The 15,436-nt window shown below is 47.9% G+C and carries 11 protein-coding genes; 4 read left to right on the top strand and 7 right to left on the bottom strand.

The window, feature by feature from the left end; all coding sequences use genetic code 11:
• Positions 1–54 precede the first annotated feature (54 nt).
• The 4 genes from A4R26_RS16125 to A4R26_RS16110 all read right to left on the bottom strand — a co-directional run bounded on the left by A4R26_RS16125 (position 55) and on the right by A4R26_RS16110 (position 6,247).
• Complete coding sequence (locus A4R26_RS16125) at positions 55–1,398, bottom strand: TolC family protein (protein ID WP_081164775.1); 1,344 nt, start codon at positions 1,396–1,398, stop codon at positions 55–57.
• A 65-nt stretch (positions 1,399–1,463) separates the two neighbouring features.
• Positions 1,464–4,592: an efflux RND transporter permease subunit gene (locus A4R26_RS16120; protein ID WP_081164774.1), complete on the bottom strand. Its 3,129-nt coding sequence runs from the start codon at positions 4,590–4,592 to the stop codon at positions 1,464–1,466.
• Between the two features lie 175 nt (positions 4,593–4,767).
• The gene (locus tag A4R26_RS16115) at positions 4,768–5,835 is read right to left on the bottom strand and encodes an efflux RND transporter periplasmic adaptor subunit (protein WP_081164773.1); all 1,068 of its coding nucleotides are present in this window, start codon (positions 5,833–5,835) and stop codon (positions 4,768–4,770) included.
• 136 nt (positions 5,836–5,971) lie between these two features.
• The gene (locus A4R26_RS16110; RefSeq protein ID WP_081164772.1) at positions 5,972–6,247 is read right to left on the bottom strand and encodes an ArsR/SmtB family transcription factor; all 276 of its coding nucleotides are present in this window, start codon (positions 6,245–6,247) and stop codon (positions 5,972–5,974) included.
• A gap of 138 nt (positions 6,248–6,385) precedes the next feature.
• Here A4R26_RS16110 and A4R26_RS16105 point away from each other — a divergent pair, with 138 nt between their 5' ends.
• The 3 genes from A4R26_RS16105 (at position 6,386) to A4R26_RS16095 (ending at position 8,216) form a co-directional block, all read left to right on the top strand.
• Positions 6,386–7,258 (top strand): pirin family protein, encoded by an 873-nt coding sequence (locus A4R26_RS16105; RefSeq protein WP_081164771.1) that lies wholly within the window; start codon positions 6,386–6,388, stop codon positions 7,256–7,258.
• 153 nt (positions 7,259–7,411) lie between these two features.
• On the top strand, positions 7,412–7,765 hold the full coding sequence (locus A4R26_RS16100) for an ArsR/SmtB family transcription factor (protein WP_081164770.1): 354 nt from the start codon (positions 7,412–7,414) through the stop codon (positions 7,763–7,765).
• Positions 7,749–8,216, top strand: coding sequence for an SRPBCC domain-containing protein (locus A4R26_RS16095; RefSeq protein WP_081164769.1), 468 nt, complete (start codon positions 7,749–7,751; stop codon positions 8,214–8,216). The genes A4R26_RS16100 and A4R26_RS16095 overlap by 17 nt, the downstream gene beginning before the upstream one ends.
• 226 nt (positions 8,217–8,442) lie before the next feature.
• On the opposite strand, the gene A4R26_RS16090 is transcribed toward A4R26_RS16095, so the two are convergent.
• Entirely contained in the window at positions 8,443–8,769 is a 327-nt protein-coding gene (locus A4R26_RS16090) for a winged helix-turn-helix transcriptional regulator (RefSeq protein WP_081164768.1), read from the bottom strand.
• A gap of 112 nt (positions 8,770–8,881) precedes the next feature.
• Here A4R26_RS16090 and A4R26_RS16085 point away from each other — a divergent pair, with 112 nt between their 5' ends.
• Positions 8,882–9,655, top strand: a complete 774-nt coding sequence (locus A4R26_RS16085) for an SDR family oxidoreductase (RefSeq protein ID WP_081164767.1) — start codon at positions 8,882–8,884, stop codon at positions 9,653–9,655.
• 286 nt (positions 9,656–9,941) lie between these two features.
• Here the strand turns inward: A4R26_RS16085 and A4R26_RS16075 are convergent, their stop codons facing one another.
• Together A4R26_RS16075 and A4R26_RS16070 are read right to left on the bottom strand one after the other, a co-directional pair.
• Positions 9,942–11,900 carry a RagB/SusD family nutrient uptake outer membrane protein gene (locus A4R26_RS16075; RefSeq protein WP_081164766.1) on the bottom strand — a complete coding sequence of 653 codons (1,959 nt, stop codon included), beginning with the start codon at positions 11,898–11,900 and terminating at the stop codon, positions 9,942–9,944.
• A 29-nt stretch (positions 11,901–11,929) separates the two neighbouring features.
• Positions 11,930–15,052, bottom strand: a complete 3,123-nt coding sequence (locus A4R26_RS16070) for a SusC/RagA family TonB-linked outer membrane protein (protein ID WP_242674923.1) — start codon at positions 15,050–15,052, stop codon at positions 11,930–11,932.
• Positions 15,053–15,436 lie beyond the last annotated feature (384 nt).

Raw genomic sequence — 15,436 nt, 5'->3', positions numbered from 1 at the left:
ACTAAAAAGCCCCCGGTTGATGAGCCGGGGGCACACTCACTCATGCCTGTACGTCTACTTGATGATGAAACCTTCGTTACCGCTTGTTCGCGCTAATTCTATTGCTGCGCTTCTATATTCAAACACAGCTTCCAGGTAATTTAGTTGAGCGGCCGTCAATGCCAGTTCTGCATCGGTTAAATCGAGCCTCGAGGTTACACCTTTTGCATAGCGGTATTGTACTATGTCGTACCCCTTCAACGCCGTTTCTTTCACATTCAACTGGGTTTGCATACGGCTATATGTTTCCTTTAAGTTGGCAATCACCTGTTTTACCATTGTCTTCAGCTCCATTTGCGCTTCCGTAATGCGAATGCCCGATCGATCGTGCGCCAGTTGGGCCTGACGAACCTTTGCCTGGTTACTAAAACCCGTAAACAAGGGCAATACCACCTGTGCGCCTGCAAAAGAGGTGGATGGCCAGTTGGCATTTCCGAAATCAAATTTGCGCGCCTGGGTTTGTAGTTGGTATTGTGCTACGGCCGACACCACCGGCAACCGCGCAGCTTTGGCCAGCTTCGTTTGTTGTTCGCTTACCTGTTGTTGTAATACCAACGCCTGCAGATCGGGGCGTTGATGCAATGCCTGCTCATATAATTCATTTTCCGAAGGAATGGCGATGGGTGAACTGACATTCAATGAATCGGTGAGGATGATCTGTGTAAGCGAATCCATTCCCATCAGGGTGATCAGTTGCTGCCTGCCTACTTCAATAGCGTAATTAATTTTGAGCATGTCGGGCTTCAGATTCTCTACCGCCGTGTATGCCCGCAATGTATCAACCCGCAATCCCCTGCCCTGGGCCAGCAGCGACCTGGCATCTGCCAATGCTTTTTCATTACGCAAAAGGCTTTCCTGCTGCAGCTTCAACCGCTCTGCCAGCACCAGTATGCCAAGGTAGGTTTGTTGCACATCGGCCGCTACATCGATGGCCGACTGCCGGTACATTTCGCGGGATACCTGTTCCTGTAACGAGGCCGTTTTGCGGGCAGGCGCGGCTGCCGGGTTGTACAATGGATAGCTGGCGCTTATAACACCTGCAAACTGATCCCTTCCGCCAAAGCGGTCATAGGGAATTTTAGTGCCGTTGCCATTTGCCCCAAAACCGAAGAAGGCAGGTAAGGCAAAATAATGCAGGTACTGTGCGCCCAGTTGCGCGGCAGGCAGCGACATACTTTTCGCTATGCGCACCTGCTCGCGGGCAATGGAAATATTCAACGCATCAGCTTTCAAGGTGCGGTTATATTGTTTTGCCAGCTGCACCGCATCCTGCAGTCCAATACTTTTTTCCTGCTGCCCGCTGCCTGCAAAGGGAACCGCCAACAGCAGGATATAATAAATTAAAGATCGTGCTCTCATGATAATATTATGTGTATTGAGTAATTCAATGGGCAATTGGCAAGGATTGCCGGTATTCGAGTCTACTAATTAATTGCGAAATTTGCCTCTGACGTATTGCCTGTTGTCAATTGCTTATTGCCAATTGGTTTAGCTTTTCTACTAAAGAAGCTGTACACCGCAGGGATTACAAAGAGGGTAAGTACACCCGCGAATACCAGTCCACCTACTACTACAATGCCAAGCGAAGCGCGGCTGCCGGAGGAGTTGCCTAAACTGAGCGCAATGGGCAGCGCCCCGAAGATCATTGCCAGTGTGGTCATCAGAATGGGCCTGAAGCGGGAGGCAGCAGCCGAAATAACGGCGTCACGTACACTCAGCCCTTCTTTCTTCCGGTGGTTCGCAAACTCCACAATGAGAATACCGTTCTTTGTGATCAAACCAATGAGCATGATCATCCCGATCTGGCTGAATATATTGATAGAACTATCGCTTACCCACAAACTGAGGAGGGCGCCTGTTACGGCCATTGGTACGGTTAGCAGGATAATGAACGGATCTATCAGGCTTTCAAACTGCGCCGCCAGCACCAGGTAAATGAGGACAATGGCAAAGATGAAGGCAAATACCAGGCTCGAACTGCTTTCTTTATAATCACGGCTTTGTCCGGCCAGTGTAGTGGTGAACCCTGCAGGCAATGTTTCCTTTGCAATGTGGTCCATTTCATCCAGCGCTTCACCCATACTTACTCCGGGCGCGGGCGTAGCCTGAATGGTTACGCTATAATTCTGGTTGTACCGGTAAATAGCGGGCGGACTGATGCCTTCATGCAACGACACCAGGTTATCTAAAGGTACCATCTGGTTGTTGTTCGATTTCAGGAATATAGACCGAAGATTTTCCGGTGTAGAACGTTCAGACCTTTCCAGTTGCCCTATCACCTCATACTGCCGGTCGTTGTAGATAAAGTATCCATAACGGCGCCCGCTCAGCGCCAGTTGCAGCGACCGGCCGATCTCCTGCGTAGAGATGCCCAACTGCGCGGCACGCTGGCGATCGATGGAAATACTGATCTCGGGCCTGTTCACTTTGAAATCAGGGTTTACGAAATTCAATTTTTTGCTGCCATAAACGGCGCCGGTAAGTTTGGGCATTACTTCAATGAGCTGCTTCAGATCGGGCGCCTGCACTACATATTCTATGGGCTGGCTGCTTGCAAAACCACCAATGGTAGGGATCTGGATCGGGATCACGATCACATTACGGAACCGCGTGCTGGCGGCCACCAGTTTTTCGTACACCTGTTGCTGCGTCATCCCGCTTTTCCGTTTCTGCGGGTCTTCGAGAAAAACCCATTGAAATCCGCTGTTCGCCGGTTGCACCAGCGAGCCTACACCCGCCGCCACCGCAGCATAGGTTACATTATTATTGAGATCGGGAATGGAATCAGCCACGTAGTTGCTGATCTCTTTCATGGATGCTTCCATACTTTCAAAAGAGGTGCCTTCGGGCGCAATAACAGCCAGGCCTACCAGCGAACGGTCTTCCAGCGGCGCCAGCTCTGAAGGCAGTTTAGGCGCCAGCAAGTAAGCGATACCAAACGAAAGAAGGAGCAATGCAAAGCCCAGCCAGCGAAAACGCATAAAGCCTTTCAGCAGGTTCTCATAGCCGTTATTCAACTTTACAAAGAAAGGTTCCGTTTTGCGGTACAGCCAGTTATGGTGGGCGCCGGCCTTCAGCAGGTAAGCGCTCATCATGGGCGAAAGGGTGAGGGCCACAAATGCGGAGATCAGTACAGAACCGGCCACCACTACCACAAACTCTTTAAACAGTTTGCCGGTAATGCCACCCAGGAACATGATGGGCAGGAATACTGCCGCCAGTGTAATGGTTGTAGATATAACGGCAAAGTATATTTCGTTCGACCCCTTACGGGCCGCTTCCAGCGGCGACATGCCTTCTTCTACTTTGGAATAGATGTTCTCCAGTACCACAATGGCATCGTCGACCACCAGCCCTATGGCCAGTACCAGCCCCAGCAGCGTTAGCACGTTGATGGAGTAGTTCATAATGTACATGATAAAGAAGGCCGAAACGATCGACACCGGAATGGCCACCAGCGGGATCAGGGTACTGCGCCAGTCGCGCAGGAAAATGAAAATGATAATAGTTACCAGTCCGAATGCGAGTATGAGCGTTTCTTCCACTTCAGAAAGGGAGTTCTTTACCGGAACGGTGAAGTCTTTACCCAACCTGATATTGTATTCCTTTGGTGCGGTTTTGATGATCTCTTCGAACCGTTTGTTGAACTCGTCGACAATAGCGAGTGAATTGGCGCCGCGCTGCGGCTGCACACCGGTACCTACGCCATAACGGGCCGTTTTTCCTTCGGCCACGATCATGGCCGTACGTTCGTTCTGCGAGCTCATGATGGCCTGGCCCACATCTCTGAAACGAACGATAGCGCCATTCTTTTCGCTGATGATCATGTTATTGAAATCATCTTCCGTTACCAGCCGGCCCAGGGTGCGTAACGTCATTTCCGTTTGCTGCCCTTCAATACGGCCGCTGGGCAGATCAACATTCTCGCGCTGCAACGCAGCCTGAATGTCGGCAGGCGAAAGCCCGTAAGAAGAAAGTTTTACCGGGTCCATGCGCAACCGCATGGCGCGTTTGCGGCCTGCATACGATTCCACCAACCGAACGCCGGGGATCGATTGCAGGCGCTCCTTGATATTGATGTTCACGAAATCGGTTATGTCTTCCAGGCTCCTGGTATCGCTTTGCACGGTAAGGAATACGAGGAACTCGGGCGGGCCCGATTTTTCCACGATAGTGGGTTCAATATCTACGGGTAATTGTTGCCGTGATTTGGAAACCTTGTCACGCACATCATTGGCAGCGGCTTCCAGGTCGGCATTCATATTGAATTCAACAGTGATGATGCTTACCTGTTCGCGGCTCACCGACGAAAGCGCACGAATGCCGTTTGCTTCTGCAATGGCTTCTTCCAGCGGTTTGGTTACCTGCGAAGCAATGATATCGGCGCTTGCGCCGGGATAAACGGTTGTTACGGTCACTATGGGCGAATCTGTTACCGGGTACTCACGGGTGCCCAGGAACGTATAGCCCACTATGCCAAATAAGATCAATAGAACCGACATCACCCCCGCCAGTACCGGCCTGGAGATGCTCATTTGTGAAATGGCGCTCATATAATTATTTGAAATTGGTCAATAGAATGCAGGGCAGTGAAAATTCACTGTGCTACAATGCTGTTCATTAAAATATGGTGAGTGGTGAGAGGTGAGTGGACTCGCTAATATCAAAGCAATCTTTTCACGTTTCACGACTCACGTCTCACATTTTACGTTTCCCGATTACCGGCTTTTACTTAAGGTTCACTACCCGCACATCGGCGCCGGGCGACAAACGCAACTGGTTACTCACAATAACGGTATCGCCTGCCTGAATTCCTTTCGTCACCTGCACCCGCCCGGCATCGCGCTGCCCTACCACTACCGGCGTTAGCTGCGCCCTGCCAGCTTTCACCAGGAATACGGAATACCCATCTGCCGAAGGCATAAGGCTTTGACTTGGTATTTGCAGGGCGTCGTTGGTAGTATGAAGAGAAATAGCGAGGTGGGCGCTTTGCCCGGCCACCAGTTTACTGTTGGGGTTAGCCGCAATTGCCCTTACCAGCAGGGTCCTGGTACCAGGATCAACAAACGATTCCTTCGAGATCACCGTAGCATTGTACCGGGTACTGTCGCCCTCGACAGTGAACAGCTGCCGGTTGCCGGGGTTTACCAGGTTGGCGTATTTTTCCGGAACGGCAAATTCCACTTTTATCTGTGCATCGTCCACGATGGTCGTAAGCGGTGCATTGGGCGATACCAGGGCGCCGGGATAGGTGCGAATGATACCGATCCTTCCTGAGAAAGGGGCCCTGATGCGGGTTTTGTCGATAGTGGTTTCCAGTTGCCTTATCTCTGCTTTCAGCACGGCCAGGTTGGTGGCCGCCTGGTCATAGTCCTGTTGCGAAGCAGCATCATGCGCGATCAGGTCTTTCAAGCGGGCTTCATTGAGCGCTGCCAGTTTTTCCTGTTGACGCAGACGTTCCATCTGGGCCCGCAGGTCGGCATCATCGAGTTGAAAAAGCAGGGCGCCTTTAGCTACCCTATGGCCTTCCTTCACCGGAACGCTAACGACCTTTTTGGTAAGCTCGCTTGAGATGGATACTTCCTGGTTGGCGGCCAACGTACCCGCAATCTCTATCAACTGCTGTACTGCGCCCGGCGATACTACATGCACATCTGCAGGGATGCCCGGCGCGGCCGCGATAGCGGCTGAAGCTGCCGGCTCGCTCTGGTTAGCACGGCTGGTACAGGCATCGAAAAATGCTATAATAGAAAACGATAGTAAGAGCGACAGAGGGGGAGGTAATAAACGGTTCATAACTTAGAATTTTAATTGATACATTTAAATATTTCGATGTATTTGGTCTAATAAAAATCCATTGCTGGATTGGATTGGGACCACAAACGTATCGAAACATTTCGATACGTCGATAATTTTTCTCAAAAAAATTTTCTTAAACCTTTAAGGATGTCAGGAAGCTGGTATACTGATCGATGATCTTATTATTGAGGACGTACTTTACTTCGCGGCCTTCTTTTTCAGCGATGATCAGTTCAGCATCAGAGAGTTGCTTAAGGTGGTGCGATACCGATGGCTGTGCCAGGTCAATGACGTCATTAATGTCGGAACAATACATGCACGACTTGTTCTTATGGAGTAATTTAAGGATCTGCAATCGGTTAGGGTCTGCCAATGCCTTCGAGATCTTTTCCACCTTCTTTAGTTCCATAACGAATTGTTTACGGTATTAAAACAGTTAAAAGTACAATTTTTATATAGAATACAAGGCAGGCGCTATACATGGGTATAGTACTATACTTTGTATAGCCTTTATCAGGTACCTTTGCTTTATCAAAAACAGAAGGTTATGACACTCAAAAGAAAACTCATCAACATACAAACACCGGCAGGGCAACCCGGGTTTCTTGGCCGCGGCCATATTGCCCGCCCGGTTATACAGGTTGATTATACAGAGAGCGATCCCTTTATATTGCTAATGGATGATATGCTCGATAAAAAAGATGAAACCCCGGTGGGCGGACCGCACCCGCATGCAGGTTTTGAAACGGTTTCATTATTACTGGAAGGTGAAATGGGCGATGACAACCACAAAATGAAAGGCGGGGATTTTCAAATGATGACGGCGGGCAGCGGTGTTATTCATACGGAAACCATAGAAAAGAAAACAAAAATGCGGTTACTGCAGTTATGGTTGAACCTTCCCGAAAAACACCGGTGGACATCGCCCCGCTTACAGGATCTTTCATTGGAACATGTGCCGCAAAGATCAGCAAACGGTTTACAGGTAAAAGTATATAGCGGTTCCTTTGCCGGCCTCACCTCCCCTGTCAAAAACCATGTGCCGGTAATAATAGCCGATGTAACCATGCAACCCGGCATCACCACGGTACAGCAAATTCCGGCCTCGTATAACGGTTTCCTGTATGTTATTAGCGGCAGTGTGCAGGTGGGAGAAGATAAACAGTTGTTGCAACAGGACCAGGTAGGCTGGTTGAACCGTTATACCGGCACCGGCGAAAGCGACCTGGTATTAACAGCATCCGAAACCGGCGCCCGTTTTATATTGTATGCCGGGCAGCCGCAGGGCGATCCCATTGTTTCGCATGGGCCGTTCATCGGCAGTACAACGGATGATATCAGGCGGTTGTACCATGAGTACAACCAGGGTAAAATGCAACATATTTCAAGTGTACCTGCGGAGCAGCAATTTGTGTGGTAGGAAGCAATTGAACGCAGATATTAACTTATTCGGTCATTGAACCGCTTTACAGCAATCAGACCTCCGGCAACGGAGGTTTTTTATGTAAATCCCGGAAATAAATTCGGTAAGTAAATGCTTACGCGTATATTTGAGTAAGCAAATGCTTACCTAATGGCTCCCGAACTTAAAAGAGATATTTTTCAGGCAATAGCCGATCCAACACGAAGACAGATCATTGATCTTATTTCAAGTAAGCCAATGAACCTGAAAACCATTGCCGATCATTTCGACATCAGCCGTCCTGCCATATCGCAACAGGTAAAAATATTACATGAATGCGGCCTCCTGGAAATTAAAAGGGAAGGCAGGGAAACTTTCTGTTCCATACGGCCAAATGAGTTCAAAAAAATAGCAGACTGGGTTGAACGGTACAGAGGATTGTGGGAAACGAAAATTGATACGTTTGAAGAGTACGTTAATCAATTACAAGCCAAAAAAAATAAAAAGCATGGAAAATCTAAATGAGATCAGTAAGCGGATACTCACATTGAAAAGAACATTGAACGCACCCAGAAAACTGGTATGGGAAGCATGGACCGAGGCTGACCATATAGTTCGCTGGTGGGCTCCTGCCGGCATGAACATTACAGTGATAAAACATGAATTCAAACCAGGTGGCCAGTGGAAATATATTATGCCCATGCCCGATGGCAGTGAGTTCATTTCTGAGGGTATTTATTCAGAGATAATCCCATATGAGAAAATAATAACTACAGCCGATTTTAAACCTATGACCGAAGGAGTAGTTCTTCATGTGTTGTTTGAGGAAGAGGGAGATAAAACCAATTTTACATTCAGCGTAGTACATGCCACAGAAGAATACTGTAAGCAACAGGAAAAGATGGGATTTTATAACGGATGGGGAACGGCCTTCGACAGAATGGAAAAGTACCTGGTGTCAGAAGCTGGCCGGTAGACTGGCAGCATTGTAAAACACAATCTTATAAACATACTATGCGAGCATTCATATATATGAAGGCTCGTATTATTTTTATAACCACTATTATAATAAGTTACGGAACAGAAATCGGCTTCAATACACAATCCCCTGCTTCCTTTTGAACCTGTCATTTCAATACTCAAATACTCCTTTTCAATATTGAAACCGCCATTTCAATATTCAAATACCGTCAGAAAAGTAATCAATTAACGTATTCTAATCCCCATTTATACAATTCATTAATTATCGGCTCTAGTTTTTCCCCTTTTGTAGTTAAAGTATATTCTACTGTAGGAGGCACAGTTGCAAAAACTTCTCTTTTAACTATTCCATTTGCTTCCATATTTTTCAATTCCTTGACCAACATCCGGGTATTTATGTTCGGCACCATGCGTTCCAATTCACTGAATCGCTTTTTACCAGAGAACAAAGCATAGATGATCGACATGGACCATTTTCCGCCTATTATCCCCAAAATTTCCTGTAATGCACATCTTTCACCAGATTTTTCATTTTTTTTAACACCCATAAATATTTGGTTTACTGTAGTGCTTTACTCTGTGTTATTACTGTACACTTATGTAACCACTTTCAAAAGTAAAGTATTGTGCCGTACTTCGCAATTCATTTTAATAAACAATATGGACAATTCATTAAAAGGACGTGTTGCGCTGGTAACAGGCGGAACAAAAGGCATAGGCAAAGCTATTGCTGATAGATTAAGTAGTGAAGGTTGCAAGGTGGTGGTTACAGCGAGGACCGAGCCGAAAGAAAACCCAAACGGACATTATTTCATAGCATCAGATCTTACTCAACCCGAAAGTGCAGAGTCGATCGCCAAAGAGATTTTGACAACATTCGGTAGAATTGACATTATAGTCAATAACGCTGGTGCTAATTTAAGTCCCGGTGGTGGTTTCAGTACACTTTCGGATGAGCATTGGATCACTGACTGGCAATTGAACTTCCTGTCTGTTGTGCGCATTAATAAAGCGTTATTACCCGTAATGATTGAACAAAAAAGTGGTGTGATCATTAACATTTCAACAGGTGCTGCAAAACAACCGATTTGGGAAATGACCATGTCTTATTCTTCTGCAAAAGCAGCATTGAATATTTACAGCAAAGCGTTAGCAAATGAATTAGGGGCAAAAGGAGTACGTGTAAATGTGGTTTCACCAGGAGTAGTTAAAACACCGTTAATGCTTGAGTTTATCGAAAATTTAGCAAAGTCATCGAATATTAAGGTGGACGACGCATTTAAAGCTGTAATGGATAAAGTTGGCGCGCCATTAGGCAGGATGGCTGACCCCGAAGAAATTGCTAATCTTGTTGCATTTCTTGTTTCGCCTGAAGCGAAATATATTACAGGAATTAATTACTCAGTCGACGGTGGTGCATTACCGGTAGTTTAAATCTGATTGGAAAACGTCCCCAATATAACACAATACCGGTTGTTATTTTTACCGGCAGCATCAACCTCGCCTATCGAAAGGAAGCCGAGGCGCTGGGCGCTTCCTATTTTATTTATAAACCATTTGGCTTAACAGAACTGGCAAACAAGCTCAAAGAATTGTTCTCGCTCAACTGGAAAAGGTCGAGTCGGCAGGGAAGCTGTTTTAAAAAAAGGACTACTTAGGTAGAGGCGAGCTGCCTTTAAAAGGCAACCCGCCTTAAAACTTAAAACTTATAACTTAAAACTTAATAACCAATATTTTGCTGCGCCTGCTTTTCATCGGCCGTCAATGCTTTACCATTCGACCGGATCCCATCGAGGTAGGTTTGCGGAACCGGCCGTAACAAATGGAAGTCTTTAATATTCGGCGCGGCCTGGGAGTTGAATGCTTTCACCCTTTGTACCAGGGTTTTAGTTCTTGAAAGGTCTTCCCAACGTTTATACTCGCCACAAAGTTCGCGGGAACGTTCGTTCAAGATCAGCGCCAGCATTCTGTCGTACGTACCGCTTAAGCCCAACGTGGAAATCACATATTCATCCCCGGCGGGCAGCGCATTGATGTCGGTAATTTCAAGGCTGGCTGAAGCTGCGGTTGTTACGGGGATATTATTCGACTCATAATAGGAGTTCTCTCCTATGAACGAATTAATATTGGGGTTTTGCCCGGAAGCAGAAGCGCCCAGTGCGCCGCCCCCATCATAATATGAGGCGCGGTCTTCCCCGTTCACATACCGGGCCCTGTTTCGAAGCGGATTGATGTAGGCCAATGCATCGGCGTAATCGCCAACGCCTGCTTTTGCCAGCCTGATCTTCGCTTCTGCTGCAATCAGGTATGTTTCTGCCGACCGTGCCAGGTTCAGATCGCGCAGGCCCCTGGTTTCATTAAAACCTATTCTTGAACCATCCATATGTTTGCTGCAGGAAGGGAACCGCACATCGGCTTCCATCGCTCCATCGGTAGTTCTTCCCGCAGGGAAGGCAATATAGGCGTTCGGAATTGTTTTATTCGTTTTGGAATAAACAACCACGTCACTCAGCTTGAAGGCGGAGAAACGGTTATCACCGGGTTGATTGATGATATAAATTATGCCCAGATCGCCGTTTACATAATAACTGCCCGCTGATTTGTTCAGCCTGCTTTTCGTTCTGAAGCTTTTCCAGAACCGGGAGTCGTTTACCAGATCGTAGATCCTGTACAGATAGTAATTGGTGCGCAAACGGCTAAACGGCCTGTCGCCTGTTACATCGCGTTGCATCTGCGGCAGGTCGTCATACCGCGAAGTCCAGTAAAGGTGCTGCTGATTGGCGCCGTTGGTTGACACATCGGCCGTGAACTGCGCGGAAAGTATCAGTTCAGGTAATCTTTCGTTTGCACCATCGGGCCCGGTATAATTCCAGAGACTGGCGTAGTTGGCCGTAAGCGGATGGCCCGCAATGACCTCATCGCACAAAGGCCCAATGGCAGCGAGGTCGGCCGCTTTGGTGGCTGCATTCCATGAATCGTTTATTTCGCTGGCGCGGAACAGGTAGGCCTTTGCCAGGTAATGGGCCGCCGCATCTTTCGTGATCCTTGCCGGTGCATTTGTATTCGGCAAAAGGGTATACGCCTGTTTAAAGTCATCTATGATCTGTTTGTATATTTCTTCAGGCGTCGCTCTTGTAAATTCGAATTCAACGGCCGGACTGCTTTTCGTCTTCAACGGCACCGCCCCGTATTGTGATACCAGCCGCAGGTAACAGTATGCCCTGAAAAAATACCCTTCGCCCAGCGCCACTTTTTTTATGGCATCAGAACCGGAGGTACTGGCCGTTGCATTTTCTATAAGCAAATTGGCATCACCAATACCAATGTACAGGTTATCCCACTGCACGTTGGCCAGCTGCGTATTGCCATTATTGATGGTAACGATCGACTTGAAGCCCACATCATAATTGTTCCATACGCCGTTTGACCCGTCGCCGCCTACCATAAACTCATCCACACCGTAGTTCTGCGTACAAAATGGCCACTCCGAAGCGAACGGCAGATCGAACACCTGGTAATAAGTACCTGTGGCCAATTGGGTAATACCGGCATCGGTTTTCAAAAAATCGAGGTCCCTTGCCGTAAGCAGCTCTTCATTCAGAAAATCTTTTTTACAGCCTGTTATTCCGATGATGCCCGACAAAAGGGAGATATTGAGGATCAGTTTTAATACTTTCATTTTCTAATTTTTTAATGGTAAGCGTTGGTTTAAAATGATGCGTTCAATCCAAATGTGATACCCCTGTTGAACGTGGCGCCGTTAAAGGCAGGCGTAACGGTAACTACATCCATATCGAGCCAGTCGATGTTCGAAAACACCATACCCGGGTTAGCGATCTGAACATAAGCTTTGAGGTTCGAAAGTCCTGTTTTTTTCAACGCATTACCCGTGAGCGTATATCCCAGCGAAATATTCCGGATCTTGAGAAATGAGGCATCCCTGAAACCCAACACCACAGAGTACGGATCGCCGGTTGCCTCTGTATGTATCGGTTTCTGATACTCGGCATTCATGTTGTTCTCATTATAATAGTTGATGGCCCGCTGCGTACCACGCGCGGTTTGCGCTTCCCCACCCGTATTGTACAAATATTTTAAACGGCCGTACAGGAAGATGGAAACCTCTACATTTTTGTAAGAAAAAGTATTGGTCATACCCACGATCCATCTTGGCCTGGTATTGCCAATGATAGTGCGGTCGCGGTTGGGATCTATCTTTTTGTCATCGTTGATGTCGACCGGCCTGGCGCTTCCGGCCGTAAAAGTCGTTCCGTTGGCATTGAACTGCCTGTAAGCGGCTGAATCTTCAGGATGCCAGATACCGGCGCCCTTGAAATTATAGATCACTTCTATCGGCTGACCGATGAACCAGTTGTTATTGATATCATCCTGTTTTCCGTTCGACAATGAAACGATCTTATCTTTTTGCCATGAAATGCTGGCATTTGTTACCCAGCTGAAATCCTTTGTTCGGATATTGGCCGTTGTCAAACTCAGATCTATGCCCTTATTGGCCGTTTGGCCTACATTGGCATATGTTGTCGTATACCCGGTAACTGTGGGTATAGACATTTGCATCAACAGGTCTTTCGTGCTTGAGGTGTATACATCCACACTACCGAAGATCCTTCGGTTCAGTATGGCAAAATCAACGCCGGCATTATACTGGGTTGTTTTTTCCCAGCCCAGCGACTGGTTGGCAAACGTGAGTGAAGGAATAGCCCCGGGCGTTACCGTGGATATGTATGGATAAAAGAGCGATGTAAGCGGGCCCTGGGTAGCGTACGGGCTGATGGCGGAGTTTCCGGTAACGCCCACCCCAAACCGCAGCTTCAGGTCGTTCACCCAGGTGGTATTTTGCATGAAATTCTCCTCGTTCATTTTCCAGGCAACGGCCATGGAAGGGAACCACGAATACTTATGCCCTTCGGCGAGCTGGGAGGCGCCATCGCGCCGTGCAGACGCTGTCAATACATATTTGCCGTTGAAGGTATAATTAATACGGGCCATAAGCGACTGCAACTGGCTCTCGGTAAGGCCCGACGTATATCCTGTCAGGTTAGCCGCCGGAATAAAACTTTTCGACAACGCATTCCACCGCTGGCTTCCAAAAGCGATACCATTGGCAGCGATATAACTACTGTCCGATTTGAACTTCGTCTGGCTGCCCAGCAGGGTAAGCCCTATATCATGTTTGCCGATGGTTTTATTGTAATAGATCAAATGATCGAGGGTATATGAGAACGTTTGGGCTTTTGAAAGTGAAGCGGAATTTGAACCGCTGCTGATAACGGAATTAGCGTCAATATACGTACCATCGCGGTAGGTAGAGAAGTCGGGCCCGAAGTTCAACCGGTATTTCAACCCTTTCAGGGGAGAGTAGATACTTCCAAGATCGATCTGGCCATAAAAGCTGCCGAAAGCACGAAGAATGGTGCGCTGGTCCTGGTTCATCGTCCACTCGTCGGCCACATTCTTGAAGGCAATATCGCCGCCGGGATTTATAATGCGGTTTCCGGCCGAGTCGTACGGTACCGCATAAGGGAATAACGCCCTTGCAGATTCGAAGATACTGGTTGACGACTGCACGGTGGTGGCGCCGGTCCTTGACTGCCCGTATTCCTGTACGCTGTAGGCAACTGTCATGTTGCTGCCGAACGAAAACCATTTGGTGGCGTTTACGTCTACATTTACGTTGGCATTGTATCTTTTAAAACTTTGTCCCTTTTGGGTACCGGTGTTATTTAAATAACCGAATGAACCATACACTTTTGCCTTTTCGCTTCCGCCGCTGACGCTTAACGTGAGGTTCTTTGTAATACCGGTTTGCGTTACCATTCCAAACCAGTCGGTGGTTTGCACCTTCGACCCATCCCAGGTTCCCGACGCCCAGCCCCGGGCAATATTTGCCCAGGCCGAGGGGTCGCTGGTGGCTAAAAAGATCTGCCGGTCAAAAGCGATATTGGGCTGATCGCCGCGGGGATTGGCAGCCGGGTTCTTGTAATAGTATGCCCAGCGGCGAAAGGTGATATAATCTGCCGCATTGAACATTTCCATCCTGTTCACCAGTTTTTCAGCAGTGGTTGCCAGGTTGAGGCTCAATGTAGTTTTACCGGCCTTGCCCTGTTTGGTGGTTACGATCACCACCCCGTTGGCGCCGCGGGAACCGTAAATTGCCGTGGCGGAAGCGTCTTTCAGCACATCGATAGACTCAATATCATTCGGATTTAAGTATTCGATGCCGCCGGTCATCAGGGGAATACCGTCAACCACGTATAGCGGAGAATTGGAGGCGGTGAGTGAACGTACTCCGCGTACATTCACAGTGGCCACCGTACCGGGGCGTTCGGTAGAGCTGATATCAACCCCTGCCACCTTCCCCTGCATTGCCTGCAGGGCGTCATTTACAGGCCGCGACTTGATATCTTTTTCATTGATACCCGCAACGGCGCCCGTTACATCGCGTTTTTTCACGGCGCCATAACCAATAACCACCACCTGGTCCATTGAGTTGTCGGCCGCAGCCAGGGTAACATTCATCGAAGAATTGTTTGCTATCGGTTGCTCTTTGGTAGCGAAGCCAACCGAACTGAATACAAGCACCGAGTTCCCCGAAGGGGCATTGATAGTGAATGTTCCATCCTTATTTGTGGAGGTACCGATCTGCGTTCCTTTCACCTGTACGGAAACGCCCTGAACAGGCGCACCCGTATTATCGGTTATTTTACCGGTTACAGGAAAGTTGTTTTGTGCAAAGGAGAAAATAGCGAATAGGTTCAATAGCGAAATGAGCAGGACATTTCGCCTGAGTGCGATAGAATTTTTCATCATGGCAGCCGAATATTTAATTAGTGTTACCGTAATTTATCTTATCCAGCACCCGAAATCATCCTGAACTATCCTGAGGATGGCGGAAGGCTAAAAGCAGAAGGCAGAAGGCGGAAGGCTAAATCCCGAATTCCGAACTGCCTGAAATTATGCAGCCCGTCCGCATGACGGGGGCAGGCGTTAAGCGTTCAGCGTTAAGCCTGCCTTAAGTATTATCCCCGAATTCCGAACTGCCTGAAATTATGCAGCCCGCCCGAATGACGGCGGCAGGCGTTAAGCGTTCAGCATTCTGCGTTAAGCGTTCAACGTTAAGCCTTTAGCACTTGCTATAATTTGCTAATAAGATGTGTTTTTTAATTCTATCTTGCACAGAACTTAACTTATAGA

Source organism: Niastella populi (assembly GCF_002078015.1).
GTDB classification, from domain to species: Bacteria; Bacteroidota; Bacteroidia; order Chitinophagales; family Chitinophagaceae; genus Niastella; species Niastella populi.
This window is presented reverse-complemented; position numbering and strand designations above follow the sequence as displayed.

What these genes read in the sequence shown, in the direction of transcription:
- A4R26_RS16125 (WP_081164775.1), bottom strand. Translation starts at nt 1,398, where the DNA reads ATGAGAGCACGATCTTTAATTTATTATATCCTGCTGTTGGCGGTTCCC.
- A4R26_RS16120 (WP_081164774.1), bottom strand. Translation starts at nt 4,592, where the DNA reads ATGAGCGCCATTTCACAAATGAGCATCTCCAGGCCGGTACTGGCGGGG.
- A4R26_RS16115 (WP_081164773.1), bottom strand. Translation starts at nt 5,835, where the DNA reads ATGAACCGTTTATTACCTCCCCCTCTGTCGCTCTTACTATCGTTTTCT.
- A4R26_RS16110 (WP_081164772.1), bottom strand. Translation starts at nt 6,247, where the DNA reads ATGGAACTAAAGAAGGTGGAAAAGATCTCGAAGGCATTGGCAGACCCT.
- A4R26_RS16105 (WP_081164771.1), top strand. Translation starts at nt 6,386, where the DNA reads ATGACACTCAAAAGAAAACTCATCAACATACAAACACCGGCAGGGCAA.
- A4R26_RS16100 (WP_081164770.1), top strand. Translation starts at nt 7,412, where the DNA reads ATGGCTCCCGAACTTAAAAGAGATATTTTTCAGGCAATAGCCGATCCA.
- A4R26_RS16095 (WP_081164769.1), top strand. Translation starts at nt 7,749, where the DNA reads ATGGAAAATCTAAATGAGATCAGTAAGCGGATACTCACATTGAAAAGA.
- A4R26_RS16090 (WP_081164768.1), bottom strand. Translation starts at nt 8,769, where the DNA reads ATGGGTGTTAAAAAAAATGAAAAATCTGGTGAAAGATGTGCATTACAG.
- A4R26_RS16085 (WP_081164767.1), top strand. Translation starts at nt 8,882, where the DNA reads ATGGACAATTCATTAAAAGGACGTGTTGCGCTGGTAACAGGCGGAACA.
- A4R26_RS16075 (WP_081164766.1), bottom strand. Translation starts at nt 11,900, where the DNA reads ATGAAAGTATTAAAACTGATCCTCAATATCTCCCTTTTGTCGGGCATC.
- A4R26_RS16070 (WP_242674923.1), bottom strand. Translation starts at nt 15,052, where the DNA reads ATGATGAAAAATTCTATCGCACTCAGGCGAAATGTCCTGCTCATTTCG.